Source organism: Spiroplasma endosymbiont of Glossina fuscipes fuscipes, assembly GCF_049669535.1.
Classification (GTDB): Bacteria; Bacillota_I; Bacilli_A; order Mycoplasmatales; family Mycoplasmataceae; genus Spiroplasma.
In genome coordinates, this window is sequence record NZ_CP187162.1 from 1,003,175 (window position 1) to 1,020,785 (window position 17,611).

The 17,611-nt window shown below is 31.2% G+C and carries 14 protein-coding genes; 1 reads left to right on the forward strand and 13 read right to left on the reverse strand.

What is annotated here, in order from left to right; all coding sequences use genetic code 4:
- Nucleotides 1-25 precede the first annotated feature (25 nt).
- The 10 genes from ileS to ACOBWH_RS06035 all read right to left on the reverse strand — a co-directional run bounded on the left by ileS (nt 26) and on the right by ACOBWH_RS06035 (nt 9,537).
- Nucleotides 26-2,752 (reverse strand): isoleucine--tRNA ligase, encoded by a 2,727-nt coding sequence (ileS, locus tag ACOBWH_RS05990; protein WP_424526049.1) that lies wholly within the window; start codon nt 2,750-2,752, stop codon nt 26-28.
- A 239-nt stretch (nt 2,753-2,991) separates the two neighbouring features.
- Nucleotides 2,992-3,396 carry a hypothetical protein gene (locus ACOBWH_RS05995; RefSeq protein WP_424526051.1) on the reverse strand — a complete coding sequence of 135 codons (405 nt, stop codon included), beginning with the start codon at nt 3,394-3,396 and terminating at the stop codon, nt 2,992-2,994.
- A gap of 15 nt (nt 3,397-3,411) precedes the next feature.
- Complete coding sequence (locus tag ACOBWH_RS06000; RefSeq protein WP_424526053.1) at nt 3,412-4,161, reverse strand: hypothetical protein; 750 nt, start codon at nt 4,159-4,161, stop codon at nt 3,412-3,414.
- Complete coding sequence (locus ACOBWH_RS06005; RefSeq protein WP_424526055.1) at nt 4,154-4,576, reverse strand: cell division protein SepF; 423 nt, start codon at nt 4,574-4,576, stop codon at nt 4,154-4,156. The genes ACOBWH_RS06000 and ACOBWH_RS06005 overlap by 8 nt, the downstream gene beginning before the upstream one ends.
- 2 nt (nt 4,577-4,578) lie before the next feature.
- Complete coding sequence (ftsZ, locus tag ACOBWH_RS06010; RefSeq protein WP_424526057.1) at nt 4,579-5,823, reverse strand: cell division protein FtsZ; 1,245 nt, start codon at nt 5,821-5,823, stop codon at nt 4,579-4,581.
- Nucleotides 5,824-5,864: 41 nt separating this feature from the next.
- Complete coding sequence (locus ACOBWH_RS06015; protein WP_424526059.1) at nt 5,865-7,208, reverse strand: cell division protein FtsA; 1,344 nt, start codon at nt 7,206-7,208, stop codon at nt 5,865-5,867.
- A 38-nt stretch (nt 7,209-7,246) separates the two neighbouring features.
- On the reverse strand, nt 7,247-8,188 hold the full coding sequence (gene rsmH, locus ACOBWH_RS06020) for a 16S rRNA (cytosine(1402)-N(4))-methyltransferase RsmH (RefSeq protein ID WP_424526061.1): 942 nt from the start codon (nt 8,186-8,188) through the stop codon (nt 7,247-7,249).
- A gap of 3 nt (nt 8,189-8,191) precedes the next feature.
- Nucleotides 8,192-8,623 carry a division/cell wall cluster transcriptional repressor MraZ gene (mraZ, locus tag ACOBWH_RS06025; RefSeq protein ID WP_070406927.1) on the reverse strand — a complete coding sequence of 144 codons (432 nt, stop codon included), beginning with the start codon at nt 8,621-8,623 and terminating at the stop codon, nt 8,192-8,194.
- 219 nt (nt 8,624-8,842) lie between these two features.
- On the reverse strand, nt 8,843-9,019 hold the full coding sequence (gene rpmF, locus ACOBWH_RS06030; protein ID WP_040093245.1) for a 50S ribosomal protein L32: 177 nt from the start codon (nt 9,017-9,019) through the stop codon (nt 8,843-8,845).
- Nucleotides 9,019-9,537, reverse strand: coding sequence for a YceD family protein (locus ACOBWH_RS06035; RefSeq protein WP_424526063.1), 519 nt, complete (start codon nt 9,535-9,537; stop codon nt 9,019-9,021). Before ACOBWH_RS06035 ends, rpmF begins: the two co-directional genes overlap by 1 nt.
- Before the next feature lie 142 nt (nt 9,538-9,679).
- Between ACOBWH_RS06035 and ACOBWH_RS06040 the strand changes: the two genes are divergently transcribed.
- Nucleotides 9,680-10,522 (forward strand): MurR/RpiR family transcriptional regulator, encoded by an 843-nt coding sequence (locus ACOBWH_RS06040; protein WP_424526065.1) that lies wholly within the window; start codon nt 9,680-9,682, stop codon nt 10,520-10,522.
- 19 nt (nt 10,523-10,541) lie between these two features.
- Here the strand turns inward: ACOBWH_RS06040 and pheT are convergent, their stop codons facing one another.
- From pheT to ACOBWH_RS06055, 3 genes are all read right to left on the reverse strand, one after another.
- Nucleotides 10,542-12,941 carry a phenylalanine--tRNA ligase subunit beta gene (gene pheT / locus ACOBWH_RS06045; RefSeq protein ID WP_424526067.1) on the reverse strand — a complete coding sequence of 800 codons (2,400 nt, stop codon included), beginning with the start codon at nt 12,939-12,941 and terminating at the stop codon, nt 10,542-10,544.
- A 7-nt stretch (nt 12,942-12,948) separates the two neighbouring features.
- Nucleotides 12,949-13,986 carry a phenylalanine--tRNA ligase subunit alpha gene (gene pheS / locus ACOBWH_RS06050; protein ID WP_424526069.1) on the reverse strand — a complete coding sequence of 346 codons (1,038 nt, stop codon included), beginning with the start codon at nt 13,984-13,986 and terminating at the stop codon, nt 12,949-12,951.
- 309 nt (nt 13,987-14,295) lie between these two features.
- The gene (locus tag ACOBWH_RS06055; RefSeq protein WP_424526071.1) at nt 14,296-17,511 is read right to left on the reverse strand and encodes an FtsX-like permease family protein; all 3,216 of its coding nucleotides are present in this window, start codon (nt 17,509-17,511) and stop codon (nt 14,296-14,298) included.
- Between the last annotated feature and the right edge of the window lie 100 nt (nt 17,512-17,611).

Below are 17,611 nucleotides of genomic sequence, written 5' to 3' on the forward strand. Positions count from 1 at the left end.
TCTAACTCCTTTTTATTTGTTATTATTATCGCACATTTTTTGCTAATAAAACATTAAAACAACGATCACAAATGTCATTATTTTCAGTATTTAAATGTTCATAAATCATTCAACAACGTTGGCATTTAAAACCATCTTTTTCTTGCGCTGTGATATAACTTGTTTCATACTCTGTTAAATTATTGTGGTTAGTAGTAAAAATAATTTCACTAACAATAAAGATTTGATGCAAATCAGCAATTGCTGCTAATTTAGCATAAGGTGGCTTTAAAGCAATTGTTAATTGACATTCCAACGATTTTTTAATTTCCTTGCGTTCACGACGATATTCTAATTCTTTATTAACATCATCACGTAATTTTAAAACTTGTTCTCATTTTGCCACTAACTCTAAACTAATTGATTTCGTAAAGACAAAGTTTTCTTCTAAATGAACCGAACTTTGTTGCTGTGGATACTTAATAAATTTGTGACTTTCTTCAATTGTATGCGGAATAAGTGGTTTTAAAGCATCACTTAAAATACGATATAAATAATATAACGTTGTTTGAACTGCTCGACGTCGTGGTGAGGTCATTGTTTCAATATATAAAATATCTTTAATAAAATCTAAGTAAAACTTCGATAATGTTGTTGTGACAAAATTATTAATTAACATATAAACATTATTAAAGTTAAACTCTTCATAACCACGATTAACTTTTTGTTGAAATTCACGAGCTAAATGTAAAACATATCAATCAACTTCAGCTAAATCATCTTGCAAGTCAGTTGCTGCGTTAAAATCAATTAAATTAGCTAATAAAAATCTCAATGTATTCCGGATTTTTCGATACGCTTCGGCAACTTGTTTTAAAATATCTGGTCCAATTTTAACATCATCACGATAATCCACCGCGGCAACTCACATTCGTAAAATATCAGCCCCATATTGATCAGTAATTGCTAATGGCGAAATAACATTTCCTAACGACTTACTCATTTTTTGACCCTTTTCATCATTAGCAAAACCATGGGATAAAACAACTTGATATGGTGCTTGTCCCGTTGCCACAACTGAAGTAATTAACGAAGAATTAAATCATCCCCGAAATTGGTCAATTCCTTCTAAATACACATGCACCGGATGCGGTAACTGGTGCGCTTTTGTCACCGCTAAATTACTAACCCCACTATCAAACCATACATCCATAATATCTTGTTCTTTTCGTCAGTGGCGATTTTGATAAGCTGGTGGTAACAATTGGTCAGCTGTCCATTCAAACCAAATATCAGTCGTCTTTGCTTCTTGAAAGAGCTTAATAACATGGTCAATTAATTCCGAATTAAATTGGGGAACATTATTCTCATCATAAAAAGCAATAATTGGTACTCCTCATAACCGTTGACGTGAAATACATCAATCTTGGCGATTTTCAATCATTGTTTCCATTCGCTTTACTGCTCATTGGGGATTTCATTGCACTTTTTTAATTTCCGCTAACAATGCTGGTTTCATTTTTTCAATTGAAACAAATCATTGTGCTGTTGCCCGATAAATAACCGGTTTTTTTGTTCGTCAATCAATTAAATGTTTATGCTTAATAAATTTTAATTTTAATAACGCCCCAGTTTGTTCCAATCGTTGCCCAATCATTTTATTGGCGTTTTCATAAAAAACACCAATTAATGTTTCATCACCAACTTCCTTGGTGTATTTTCCCTCATCATCTAATGGGGCAAAAATCGGAATATTATTAGCACGCGCAATATGATAGTCATCTTCACCAAACCCTGATGCCGTATGAACAATTCCGGCTCCAGCATCAGTTGTAACATGATGACCAAGCACAACGATACTATCCCGATTATATAACGGATGTTTTGTAATAATTCCCACTAAGGCTGTTCCCAGCACTTCTTGGAGAACTTGAACATCTTCTCACCCAATAACTGTTTGAAGGTCTTCTAATAATGCTTTGGCAACTAAATATTTTTCCCCCTGGACTAACACTTCAACATAAACAATTTCTGCGCCAACAGCTAACAGTTGGTTCATTGGAATTGTTCATGGCGTTGTTGTTCAAATCACAATTTTTGTCCCCGGACTAATTAGTTTATTCCCTATTGTAACATCAAAAGCAACATAAATTGAGGGAGCAGGTAATTCTTCATATTCAATTTCAGCTTCTGCTAAAGCTGATTCACTTGATGGCGACCAATAAATTGGTTTTAACTGACGATAAATCAACTGTTTTTGGACCATTGTTTCAAACAACCGTAATTGTTCTAATTCATATTTCAAATCTAAAGTTACATAACGATTTGTAAAGTCACTAAATAACCCCAAACGACTAAATTGTTCAATTTGTTTATTAATTTGTTCTAAGGCGTATTTTCGACAAATTTGGCGAAATACAACTGGTGGTGTTGTTTTTCGATCAACCCCACTTTTTACAACCGCTGTTTCAATTGGCAAGCCATGAGTATCTCACCCACAAATTCACGGACTGTATCAACCTTTTTGGTTATAATAACGAACAATAAAATCTTTTAAAATTTTATTTAACGCATGACCAACATGCAAGTCGCCATTAGCATAAGGAGGGCCATCATGTAAAATAAACGGTGGTTGGTCGTGGTTGTGTTGATAACGTGCGGCAACAACATTGTTGCGTAATCATTCCAATTGGATTTTTGGTTCTTTTTCTGTTAAATTTGCTTTCATTTCAAATAAAGTATTTGGGGTCAATAAGGTATCTTTATAGTTCATCAAAATCGTTCCTTTCTGTCATAAAAAAAGTAAGACTATAAGAGCGCCGATATGGCGCGGTACCATCTTACTTTATAAATATTTGTTCAATATTTACCTTTTTTTACAATGCTTTTTTAGTTGTAAAAACAAGGGATAATTATTTGGGTTTTATAATTAGCTCTCATCATCCTAATCTTGCTGCGATAAAAGGGCCAAATAATTGTGGTTTGTTTTCTTATAAATAAATCTTACACTATTTATCTAATTTTGTTAATAATTTCTTTCTTAATCATTTCGGTAATCCGTTCACCATCATTAATCGAAAAGGCATAAATTCGTTTATTTCGTTCTAAAAACTCATCAATTACTTTTAAGACATTTTGTGGATTATGTCGTTGACGGTCAATTTCTTCTAATAAAACAGCAATTTCATCTTTAAACGCATATGAAAAATCAACCGCTTTCATAATAATACGACCGGCATTATGACTAGCAACTTCAAAAGCTTCCCGTGATTTTTCAATATTATATCACGAAATATGTTCTAAATGTTGAAGTTCTTGCAACCGTTGTACTAATTGGCGATTATCATATGTTAACTTTTCAATAATTTCATTCTGTTCACGAATAACTGTTCGTAAGTCTCTATCTTGTTCTGCCATAATTTCCCCTACTTTTTATGCAAATTTTGCAATTGTAATTCGATAATGTTGATTTTTGCTAGGAATAATTTCATTAATTTTAAAACGACCATACCGCCTTATTGATATTATAATATCACAAGCAACTTGAAAAGTCTTATTATTTACCACTGAAAAATTGACATAAACATTATCTGCTTGAACATAAGCTTGTGCTTTTTGACGAGATAAATTACAAATCGCACTAACAACAGCATCTAACCGTAAACTTTTAACTGTTTTCGTAAAAATCGTAAATTGATGATCAAGCACAACAGGAGCTGCTACTTCTTGCCACGTTAAAACGTGCTTTTGAATTACAATTGAAGTATCGGTAAAAACAGGAGCAATTTTGGTTAAAACGCTCAAGTAAATCATTGTTGGCGTGACATATAAATCACCAATTACCCGTAAATCTAACTGTAGCTGGTTTAAAATAAAACCCAGCAAAACATGGTGTTGCAAAATCATGGGGGTTGGCTGCGGTGCTGCTAACACAATCGTATTATCTTCGGTGCTATTAAAACTAACCGTCTTGCGAAAACCATTAACAAATGGCGCATGAATGGTATAATCCGTTATTTTTTCTTGGCGCAAAATAGCGGTTAAAATCGCTAACTGGCGTAAATCCAAAAAATCCGTTGCAACAATTTTTCCTTGCTGTGCTTGAACACACCATCCTTTAATCTTATTAACTAAATCATAATCTTGCTGGTAATGTTGTAATAATTGGTTCTTATTAAGCATCTTTTGTAATCGTAAATTGATAAGTTTTATGTTCTAACTTTTGAACAGCACCATCAAATGCATACATTACCCCGGTCATAAAATCTAACAAACGAACACGCTCTTCTTTTGATAACTTTTCCAAATGAACAACTAACTGTCCTTTGTTCAATAATAAGTCCGCCATTTTTGGAGCGTCATTATAACTATCCGCAACAAAACCAGTGCTCATCGTTGAACTAGTTTCACTACTAGTCACGTTTCGCGCTGGTTCTGGCGCATCAAAAGTAACCTTTCGGAAAGGAACAGTTGATGCTGGAGCGGTTTGTTCTTCTTTGTGGTCAGTTTGGACAATTGATTCAACAGCAGTGTCATTAAAATCAATGCGGGACTGAGAATCGTAAATACTTTTGGGTTTTTTCTTAAAAATACTCATTATTATCAACTACGACGAACAAATGGTGGTAAATCATCATCGTCATCATCACTATCATTATCAGCTGAGCGATTATTTTCATTGACATGTTCTTTCCACGCATTGATTCGACGGTTTGCATTTGCCGTTTCACGACCAACATTTTCTTGTAAACTATTAAAATAACTTGGGCGCTTACGCACAACTTCTTGATCCGCTTCGCCTTCATCAGCATCTCCACGCGGGGTTGCTTTTGGTGCAAGTTCTTCATACTCTTCCATTGAAGCACGATAATTATTTTCGGGGTTTAGAAAATTTTCATCTTCATCAAACCCTGTTGCAATAACTGTTACAATCATTTCATCATCTAAATGCTCATTAACAGCTGTTCCAAAAATAATATTAACTTCCCCACCAATTGCTTGTTTAACAATATCAACAGCATCATTCGCATCGTTTAACGTTAATGTGTTTCCACCAGTAACATTAATAATTGCATCTTTTGCCCCACGAATTGAAGCTTCTAATAATGGTGAAATAATCGCCTTGTTAGCAGCTTCAATTGCTTTGTCTTTCCCAGAACCAATTCCAATCCCGAATAAAGCATTACCTTTGCTTTTCATTACCGTTTTAATATCGGCAAAGTCTAAGTTAATTAATGATGGTACCGCAATTAAATCAGTAATTGTTTGTACTCCTTGCCGCAAAATATTATCCGCCTCTTTGAAGGAATCTTTCAATGGCACTCCCCCAATGACTTCTAATAAACGGTCATTTGAAATAATAATTAATGAATCAACATGTTTGCGTAATTCTTCCGTTCCTTGAATCGCATAACTGTTACGAGCACGTCCTTCAAAAGAAAATGGGGTCGTAATAATTCCGACTGTTAATGCGCCTTGCTCTTTTGCAATTTTTGCAATAATTGGAGCTGCTCCAGTTCCGGTTCCACCACCCATTCCAGCGGCAACAAAAACCATATCAGCTCCTTTTAGAGCTTCCTTGATTTCCTCTGCTGATTCAATCGCTGCTTGACGTCCAACATCAGGATTTGCACCAGCACCAAGTCCTTTTGATGTTTCTTTTCCTAATACGATTTTATTTTTTGATTTTGAAACACTAATAATTTGGGCATCAGTATTCGCAACAATAAATTCCACTCCTTGGACTCCAGCTTCAATCATCCTATTAACAGCATTATTACCAGCTCCACCAATTCCAATGACCTTTATTGACGCAACTTGTTCATAATTATCAAAATTGTCCATAACCTTAACTCCTCCATTTTTTTATATATATATTGTACTATTTATTTAATGTTTTGGTAATATTTTTGATGATATTGTTGTGAACCATTAAAATGTTGTTGATTAAGATTCACTAACCCTTGTGATGCCCCGCCAGGAATTGCTGGTTGGCCACTACCATCAGGTGGCAGCATTCGTCCTTTTTTATCAGGATTATTATTTAAATAGCGAATATAGCGATGATCAACTGACTGAACATTTGTTGCACTAACTTTGTTTGCTAAATGTTGATAATAAATATTTCCTAATAATCCTGTTGTTCATGTTTCTTTTGCTCCTAAAGTTGGAGAAGTATAAACCGAAATGTTGCGGTCTTTATTTAAAGCTAATAAGGTTTCTTTAAACCCACTAATTCGTAAAATTTCACCAATAACAACCATTGAATAATTATAGCGCCCTAAGCTATGTGCCAATTTTTCATTTAATGTTTCCATTTCTTCGTTTAAAACATGATTAACAATTTGTTTTAAATCATAATGGGTAAAATTTAATTGTTTTTGTTGTTGATGATCATATTTGCTATAAATAATTAAATTATCTTTACTATTATTATTTAAATTAATGATTTTATATAAATACTTTAGTGCTTGCTTATTATCACAATTTAAGATATGACGTAACCGATTAATAATTTTTTTAACTCCACCCGGAATAATAATCTGGTCACATAAAGTCTCACGAACAAAGACGTAAGCTTTAATACTGTCATAATCTCAATCAATAATTGTAATCCCGTTCTGTAAATCAACTGGCGAAGCAAGATTCCACGCAAGACTAAACCCTTCTGGAAGGATACCCATAATTTCTACTTTGGCATATTTTAAAGTAGCAAAAATACTTTGAATAATTTGTTTTTTTGTTACATAAACAATTGCCTTAATACTTACTTTATACGCCGCCTGCCCTATTGGTGGCGCTGATAATGCTTTTTGTTCATTAAGAATGTAACGATATGGTCTAATAAAGAACGCTGTTTCATCATCTAATAACGGTACTTCTTTTGCTAATGTAATTAATGAATCAATATCATTTTTCGTAATCAGACGATCATGTGTTAAATTTAGCATTTTGGTTGAAGTTTTAATTGTCATATTATTAGCCGGAACAGTAATTGCCACCCGTTCAATTTCAATTCCTAATTGGCGATTAGCATCTTTAATTAAACTCGCTAATTCTTTTGCAACATTTTTTTCATCAATAATGATGCCATTGTCTGAAAAGCGATATTCAAGATGTCTTTTATAAAGCACTTTAATTTGTGATTCACTATAAACACCAACCATAAAACTAAAACTATAATTTTTAATTTCTAACACAGCATAGACTTCTTTTAACTTATAGTCCATTTCGTTCACCTCCTTTTAATATCTTTTTTAGTCGAATATTATTTCACCCGTTCTAATATTCGTAACTTTGCACTAGTACTGCGAGGATTAAGTGTTTGTTCATCCAACGCTGGTACAATTGCTTTTTTGGTAATAATGCGGTAATTACTTTCAAAATGTGATACCGTTGGTAATTGTTGATTAATTTCATAGTTTGGATCTTGTGTTAGAGTTTGAAAATACTTTTTAACAATCCGGTCTTCTAAGGAATGAAACGAAATAACAACTAACCGTCCTTTAACCGCTAACATTGTAACTGCTTGTTCTAACGATGCTTGTAAAACTGATAATTCTTGATTTACTTCAATCCGTAACGCTTGAAAAACACGTTTTGCTGGATGTTTTGCTTTTTTTAGAACTTTTTGCGGTAAACTTTTTTTAATAATTGCTACTAATTGAAATGTTGTTTCAATTGGTTGTTCATCACGAGCAACAACAATATTTTTAACAATAACTTTTGCAAATGGTTCTTCACCATACTCTTGAAAAACTTTTGCTAACGCAGCAACAGAATAAGTATTAATAACCGTTTTAGCTGTTAATGCTTGTTGTTGATTCATTCGCATATCTAACACACTATCATAACGATAACTAAATCCCCGTTTGTCATCATCTAACTGGGGGGATGAAACACCAAGGTCATATAAAATTCCATTGATCATTTTAATTTGGCGTAATTGTAATTCAGCAGCTAAATTAACAAAGTTATTTTTAATAATTTCATAATTATGGTAATTACTTTGTTGTAGCACTTGTTGCGAAGCAACAATTGCATCATCATCTTGTTCAAAACAATATAATTTTCCAGCGGCCAAATGTTTTAAAATTTCAAGACTATGGCCAGCTCGCCCTAGGGTACAATCAACATAAATCCCGTTGGGAATAATATTTAACCCTATAATTGCTTCTTGTAATAAAACACTTTGATGTTTAAATTCCATAACTTAAATTTTTTCCTCAAAGTTCTTCGCCGCTTCTTCCATTCCTGGTGCTTGGTCAATATAATTTTCTCAAACTTGCGGATCTCATAACTCAAGGTGATCGTTATTTCCAATAACAACAACATCTTTAGTAATACTTGCTTTATTTTGTAAAATAGACGAAATCTTAATTCGTCCAGCATTATCGAAAGTAGTTTCATCAGACATTGACATAATTTTCCGCGTCAATGCCCGTCCTTCGGGTGTGGCCTGTCCTGTTGAAGCAACTTTTTCGGTTCACTTCAATCATTCTTCTTCATTACGAACATCAATACAACCATCAAAACCAAGAGATATAAAGACTTTTTCATCTTTAAATTGCTCTCGCATTTTAGAAGGAATTGTTAATCTTCCTTTATCATCTAAAGTATGGTTGTAAGTTCCTAATAATGCCATTTTATCCCATTCTCCCCCACTTTCCTACATATTATATGATACTATTTCCCACTTTGCAACACTTTTAGTAATTTTTTTACAAAAAAGAACATTTTTTAAATATCAAAACTTTTAATTTTCTGCCAAGTTTTATTAAGGTTCCCCAATTCATCCCCCTGGTTTGACTAAAAAAAAAAAAAAAAATCTTTAACAAGATTCTCAGATTAATGAAATATTAAATTAATCAACTCTAACAACTTCTTTATTCTTATAATATCCACATTCACGACAAACTCTGTGTGGCTTAATTGTTGCCCCACAGTTTTTACATGCTATTAAAGTTGCCCCAACTAATTTAAAATGAGTACGGCGTTTTCTTTTTGCCTGTTTGGATGTTTTGCGAAATGGTACTGCCATTATTTCCCCTCCTTTGTCGTTTTAACCAATTTTTCGTGTAATTGTTCTCATCGTGAATCCACTTGTGTGGCCTGATATGCTGCAAATTCTTCTTCAGAAAAAACTTGCCAAGTTGAATCACCACTAATTATTTTATCACTATTTTTTGATAAATTAATAGGAATATTCATAATTATTTCATCTCACGCATATTTTATTATATCAAAGTTTTGTTCATTTAAATAATTAATATCACTTTTTTTATAAAATTTAAAACTATATTCATCGTTTCATTTTAAATTAATTGGCACCTTAAAATGTTCTAAGCTTCGTGCATCTTCCACAATAATTTCACCCTGAATTGTTGCCACAACATTAATTGCATTTAAATTTGAATGATAAGTAAGTGTTCCTTTAATAACAACACCATTAAGCGCTTTAATATTTGGTGAATAAGCTAGTACCTCATCAGCAATAATTAGCGGTGTTTCAATTGAAATTATTGGTTGCTTGATCAAATCTGCTTCTGTATAAATCATTATTTTCCCCCATTTACTATTAATTTTAACAGATTTTTTACTACAATTAATTTGATGAATAAAATTTTTTTGGAAAATTATTGTTATAATATAACTATACATTTATTTTTAAATACTAAATGTGTAAAAATGAGGAGCCAAAATGAAAATAATAACATATGACAAAGAGAACCAGTTAACTGAATTGCAAATTCAATTAATTGAAAAGTTAAATAACGATATTAAAAGTGTTTTAGAGTTAACTATCAACGAATTAGCGGACAGTCTTTTTATTAATACATCAACGTTAAGTCGATTAATTAAAAAATTAGGTTTTGAAAATTATAGTAAATTTAAAGTGTGAGTTGCCGGAAAATATAATAATATTAAAGAATTTGATATTCAAAAAGATGACACAACCTTACATAATGTTATTGATAATATTTATAAATTACACACCTATGCTCTGGATGAAACTTATCGCAATTTAAAAATGAACCAGTTAGAACGAATTATTGATACAATTCATAATAGTAACCGCATTATTATTTGGGGCATTAGCCGTCATAGTTTAATTTGTGATAGCTTAAATCTCCACTTAAATGTTTTAAAATATAATTCAACTTATTTATCAAACTATTATGCAACAATTCAAATCATTGAAACGCTTGGATCAGAAGATCTCTTAATCTTAGTTTCTAAAAGTTTACAAGACGCTGAATATCATTTCTTAATCGAAATTGCATCAAAACGAAATGTTCAAATTATTTTACTAACAATCAACAAAGAATATAAAGGACCCGCTAATTTACAAAAATTAACTTTAGAAAATACGGAAATTTTAAATTTTTATATTGATAACCCTCGTTATGTTTCACGTTTAATGTTAATTAATATAATATTTGGGATGTTAATTGCTAAATACCATCCTACCCATAATGAAGAATATCAAGATTATTACTTGGCAATTGATGAATGACATGAATATGTTAAAAAAATGAAATAGGTTTACCTATTTCATTTTTTTAACGAATTTGTAATTTTAGTTTTGCTAAATTAGCCTTAATTTTATCAAATTGTTGATTAACATCTGCTTCTGTTAATTGTTTTGCCATATTATTAAAAGTGAAACTAATTGTTAAAGCATGATGTTTTGGCATTGCTTTTTCATCAAAATATTGATCAATCACTTCTGTTGTGACAACATCTTTAACTTCTGTTAAAATTGTTTTTTTAATATCTTGATAACTTAATTCGTTTGGTACTCAAATTGAGATATCACGACTACTTGGCGTAAACTTATAAAGATTAGTAAAAAAAGTTCTTTTTTTAGCAGGATAATTAAAGATTACTTCAAAGTTAATTTCACCAAAATAAACTGGTGCTTTTAAATCATGTTCTTTACTATAGACTGGATGAATTACCCCAATTACTGCTAACAATTGTTTTCCTAATCAAATTTCACTGGTTTGATATGGATGATAAACATTATTTGCTGGTGCTTTTTGATAAGTTAACGCATTAAGATCAATTTGTTCACTTTCGAAATAAGCTTCTAATAAACTTTTCATATAGTAATATGAATTTGTTAGTTTTTCCCCAGTTACTTTATTTTGGACAATTTCAGTTTGGCTAACAAACGCCCCATGATAATAACTTTCCCCATCATTTGCGTAAATCTTTTCCACGGTAAATAATTTTACATTTTTATTATTCCGTGCATTATTATAAACAACACTCTCTAATAAACTGTTTGTTAAACTTAAGCGCATTACTTCATGTTCTTGTGATAATGACGATAATAAATGATACGGTTTTTGATAATTAAAAAAGTTAAAATTTTCAATTTCTTTCGCACTAACTAAGGCATAAGTTTTTGCTTGATAAAAACCATTATTTAATAAAAATGTTTCAAAATTTCGCATTGTTTTTTCATCTGGACGCTTTGCTTTTGCTAAATTAGGAAGCATTGGTGGTTGTGGGATAATTTGATCATAACCAAACAAGCGGGCAATTTCCTCAATTAAATCTGCTTTTTGAAAAATATCTGTTCTTGTTACTGGTGGCGTTACTAACAATTTTCCCCCTGTTTCTTGTAAACGAAATGCTAATGGTTCTAATAAGATTTTAATATCTGCTAGCTGAAAATTATGACCAATCAACTGGTTAATTTCAGTTAAACTAATGCTAATTGGTTCAACGGCTTTTTTATATTCTTTAATAAAATTTAAAACAGATAATTCTTCTAAAAAACCATTAATTTTTAATAAGTATAAATAACGTGACAATCCTAAACCAACTGTTGCATAACTAAGCGGTTTAATATAACGTTGTAAGTTAATATTACTAATCCCAACTTTCCGTTGTTGTTGACGCATTACAATATGATTCAAGTGTAGTGCTAAAACAGTAATCTCTTTTGTCTTAGCACTTACAGCATACATTGGATTTACCCGCACCCCAATTAATTCCACAAATTCATCACCATCAACAACAACTAAATCACCTTTATTAATTGCAAAAGTTTTATTTTCATAATTATCAGTAATTTTTAATGTTGCTTTAATTTTATCAAAATCATAAATTAATAATGGCTGTCCTGTTTCTAACGTTGTTTTAATTGCTAGATCTCCTAATGGATCAGCGCTATTTGATTGATATTCATTAATTTTTAATCATACTCGTTCGGATAATTTTAATGGAGTTTGCTCTGCTGTTAACTTGACATTAACACTAATTGCTGATTGAACAGCAACTGAATCTAACACCACTTTTAACGGATTCTGATATTCTTTTAAATTTTCTGTTGACTCAAGTTCTAAAGGATATAATTCCCACTTAAAATAACGAGCTAATTCCCGCGCTAATTCATAAGCGCTTAAGCAATCACTACGATTTAATGTTAAATCAATTTCAAACAAATAATCTGTTAAACCAATTTTTGCTAAGACATCATCAGCGCCAATCATATCATAAGAAACTTCTTTCTCATTAAAACTTAAAATAATCTCATCTTTTTCTTGAACTGTTAAATACTTCTCAGCAATTCCTAATTCACTTAAGGAACATAACATTCCCTCAGAAGCATATCCTTTAATTTGGCGGGGTTCAATTTTCAGACCATTTGCTAAAACAGCACCTGATTTTGCCACAACAGTATAACCATTTTCAGTTGGATTTTTAGCACCACAAACAATTGGGTCCACTAATTCTTGACCCGTATCAACTAAGCAAAATTTTAGATGTGTATCAGAAATTTCATTTACAACTTGAATTCGGCCACAAACAACATTACTATTACGATCAAAATTATGGGTACGTTCAACCTCAAACCCTAAACTATTTAATGCTGCAACAATCTCATCATTACTAATATCTTCAAAATCAATATATTTATTTAATCATTTTCTTGTAATAATCATCATGGACCTCCTAATCAAATTTCTTAAACTGTTCTAAAAAGCAAACATCATTCGTGTAAAAACGGCGAATATCATCAATCCCATATTTAATCATTGCAATTCGTTCAATTCCAATTCCAAAGGCAAATCCTGCTAATTCTGGATCTTGGCCACAAGCCTGATACACAAGTGGGTTAATCATTCCAGCTCCCATAATTTCAATTCATCCTATTTGTTTACAAATTGAACAACCTTGGCCATGACAATTAACACAAGTAACATCCACTTCAACTGAAGGTTCCGTAAACGGAAAGAAACTTGGCCGTAAACGAATTTTGGTATCTTCACCAAACATTCTTTGACAAAAATACTGAATTGTTCATTTCAAATTAGCAAAACTAGTTTGCGGAGCAATTAAAAAACCATCCACTTGCATAAATTGGTGCGAATGTGTTGCATCATCATCATCACGGCGATAAGTGTTCCCCGTTGAAATAATCGCGATGATTTCATCTTTGCTTTTCATTTGTGAAATTGCCCGCGCTGTCATATTTGTACAATGTGTCCGTAATAACGTATTTTTAGTAATATAAAAGGTATCTTGCATATCACGCGCTGGATGGCCAATTGGTAAATTTAACCGTTGAAAGTTATATTCATCATCTTCAACTTCTGTTCCAAAAACAATATCATAACCTAACTCTTGAAATAATTGTGAAATTTCATCAATAACTTGGTTTAACGGATGTTTTGTTGCTAACGTTAAATTATACCCTGGTAATGATAAATCAATTTTTTCTTGTTCTAACATTGCCATTGCCATTGTGCTCTCTAATTCACTTTTCTTTGTTTGGCATAATTCCGTTAACGTTGTTTTAATAACATTTGCTCGCTTTCCAACAGTTAAGCGTTCTTCATGACTAATATCTTTCATTTTTTTTAAAAGATCATTTAAAGTTGATTTCTTTCCTAAATATTCCAATTGTAAAGCCGCAAGTTCAGCAATAGTTGTTGCTGCCGCAATTTTGTTAGTTGCTTGAGTAAATAATAATTCTAATTCTTTCTCCATGGCCTTTTCCTTTCTTGCCGAATGATTTATTGAGTAAGAAAAAACCTTGCTTATATCAAAAAATATAAACAAGGAGTAATTAACTTACGGTACCATCCTTTTTTACTAATAAATTAGTCTTAATTACAGTTAACGAAATTATTATCAAAATAATAATCCGGCTGGGATTAGCAGCTCTCCTTAGGTGAATTCCTAATCAACTAAGCAGTTATTTTCACCAACCATAACTTCTCTGTGTCTTAAGTCAGAAAGTACTACTCCTAATTCAACGATTTAATCTGAAATTTTATAATTATATTATAACCTATTTTATTCTGTAAGTTCATTTAGTTTACGTTTTTTTACCAAATACATTGATAATGATCACGATAGTACTAAAATGGCACCAATAATAGTTCCAACCTTGACTGGAGTTTGTCAATTTAATGGTAAATTAATAACAAACTTAAATTGGTGAAGAATAATATCGATTGCAAAGTATCACACCAGTAATGAAATAACATATGCTAATAACAACATCAATAAAACTCCAAGGACATAATTACCAATAATAATAAAGTTTACTTGCCGTGGTTTATATCCTAATGCTCGCATTGTTAAAATAATTTGACTTGCTTCGTCAATGACTGATGATGTAATTACTGCTAAAATAATAAAAATAATCATTCCATTTAAAATTTGTAAAATTAACAAGGAATCATTTAAGAGTCCCAGTCCCGCTTGTGCTAACAATTTTTGCAACGCAATCATTTCAACATTATTCGGACCAGTAAAAATACTAATATCACTGCCATCACTAGTTACAGTTTGCATAATCTTTTGTAAACTATCAGTAACATCATAGTTAAAAATATTAATTGTAAGGTTTTGCAATGTAATCTTATAATTTTGTTTTCCCGTTAATAAATCTTTTGGGTTAATTTTATCATGCACCATAATTTCTTTTGAAATTACCCCATTATATAAGTCTGGAACTGGTTGTCCATGAAAATCACGGAAAAAATAACGAATAACATCAGCATTAACAAAAATATTACGACGAGTTGTATCATTTTTAATAATCCCTTTTACTACAATCGAAATATTATATGGTGTTGAAGTATTTTTAACGGTAAATTCATATGAAGAACCAACTTGTAAATTATTCAACCGTGCCATTTTTTCAGAAATTATAGCTGGAATTGCTACCCGTCTTAAAGGGGTTGCTAATAAATTTGCAACAACTTGCTGATCAATTCCTTGCATTTGATAAAATTTAGCTCAAGTTTGCGGTTCAATTCCTTTTAAAACAACATCATTTATGACTGCTGCTTCATTAATACTTGGTGTTACTGGTAAATTAACTAATGGTAGTTCAGTTTGCGGGTTATAATATAACGTATTAAAAGTAAGAACAGTTTTAACATGGCTTTGATCAATGATCCCCGTTCAATTAACAATGTTTTTTAATCAATCTGGTAGTGGCAACCCACCACTAGTTGATAAATCATTAATAATTTGCGTTAAATCAGCCAAATAAACTGACTTATAAATCGGTTGATAAGCAAGTAATTTCATTAAATTAGCAGCATCATGCGGATTTTTGTGAATTTCAGCAGCAAGCGTTCTAAAAGCTGCCAGTGATTTTTCTTGCTCAACTTCAACATTTGTGGTTGGCAACATCCGAAAATGGTTATTATTAACTAATTGTAATTTTTCTTCCCCACTTGGGGTTTGATATTGACTCGCCATCATTAATGTACTAGGAAATTGAAAACGATGATCAACATTTTTTTGATAAACATTACTGAATAATTGCACAATATCACTAAAAATATCAGAAGCATTAAACTGAATAATAAATAATAAGGATAAAATAAAGAAAATAAACATTACTACTATTCATTTAAAAAATCCTTTTAAAGTAAATGCTAATTGAATTCGAAATAAAAAACTAGTTTTTCGAAAGATATGTTTAATCCCCGTTACTAAAAAATTAAAATGTAACTTCCCAGCACCGTTAATTAACACTAAACTTGGTTTACGAAGATAACTATAAATAAATAAAAATAATAGTCCGGTAAAAAAGATTGGAATTAGCAAAAACAAAATCAACATAAATTGTCATGGTGCATAAATTAAGGCAAACGGAATTAATAACCCCGAAGTATATAAGGTATTAACATACAACTGAATTGGGATACTAAAACAATAACCTAATGCAACCCCCAAGGACATTGTTAAAAAGAATTTTGTTAAAAAGACTCATGATAATTCTGTTGTGCGATAACCAAATGATTTAAAAATTCCAATTTGACGCCTAGTCTTATTCATTTCCTTTTTCATAGTATAGTTAATAAAAATAAAACCTAAAAATAATAAAACGCTACCAACAGCACTATATAGAATAATTTGAATATTAATGTTTTGTGTTTGAGTTGCAATATAACCATCATCATAGGCAATTAATGTTGTTGTTGGATTAATATAAGCTTGGTGCAAATCATTTTTTAAAGTCAAAATTGCACTAGCATCATTTAACTTGATTAAAACTTTTTGTCATGTTCTAAATTTATTAATTCCTAATTCACCTTTAGCATTAGCATCTGCTAAGGCGCTAAGCATTGCTGGAGTTGTAAATAAAACTCCGTACTGGCGAATGTCATTATTATTTGCCGGACGTAAACCCCCACTTGTTACTGTAATAAAATTATCTAATTTATTCCCAATGCCAACAATTTTTAAACTAAATTCTGGTTTGGTTGGAATAATGTTAATAATATCACCGATTTTAAATTTATTTTGTTCTGCAAATAAGCTACTAATAACAACTTCATTATCCGCCGTTGGTAAGCGTCCGTGGTATAACTTTAATTGATTAAAATTAACCTTCCCGGTGTTGGTTAAATTTGGAACAACAGCAGCCGTAATTGCAAAATTATAATTTGGGGAAGTTTGTTGCGTAATTGATATTGTTTCAAAAACCCCCGCTGAATATGCTGCTGGTATAGTCTGAGTTAATAACCTTGTCGCTAATTCTTTATTGTAATTATAATTATAATTTTTAAAATATAATCAGGCAATGGGATTAACACCATCAATGTTTGTCTTCGTGCCACGACTTGTTTCAATTTCATCTAGTTTATTCATAATCTGAACAAGACGACAAGTCTTTGCAAATGCCGGATTAGGTACTGCCTGACAAGTTGCTTCAATTGTTTTTCATCAAATACTATTTTCATCTAAAATTGCTTCTTCGTTTGGTCCCGTTACTTTAATTTTATGATTATTTTTATCAATAAATTCATTATGCAAATAATAATTTTCAATAAAGTTATCATTATACTCATTAGGAGCGCCAACAAAAAAATAATCTCATTTTTGCGAAGTTCGAGTTAAATCATTATATTTTAGTTTATATTGTAATGCGCCTGATAAAATTCCCACAATCGTAGCAATAATAATAATTACAAAAAGAATTAAGCCTGCGGCTTCAATTCAGTTTTTAAAATATGATTTTAAATAACTCTTTAAAATTTGACGCATAATGTCTCCCCATTGAATTTTATTTTTGCCCTAATTTGTTTTATTAATTATATCAGGTAATAATACCATTATTTTAATTAACCACCAAGAAAAAAGACCC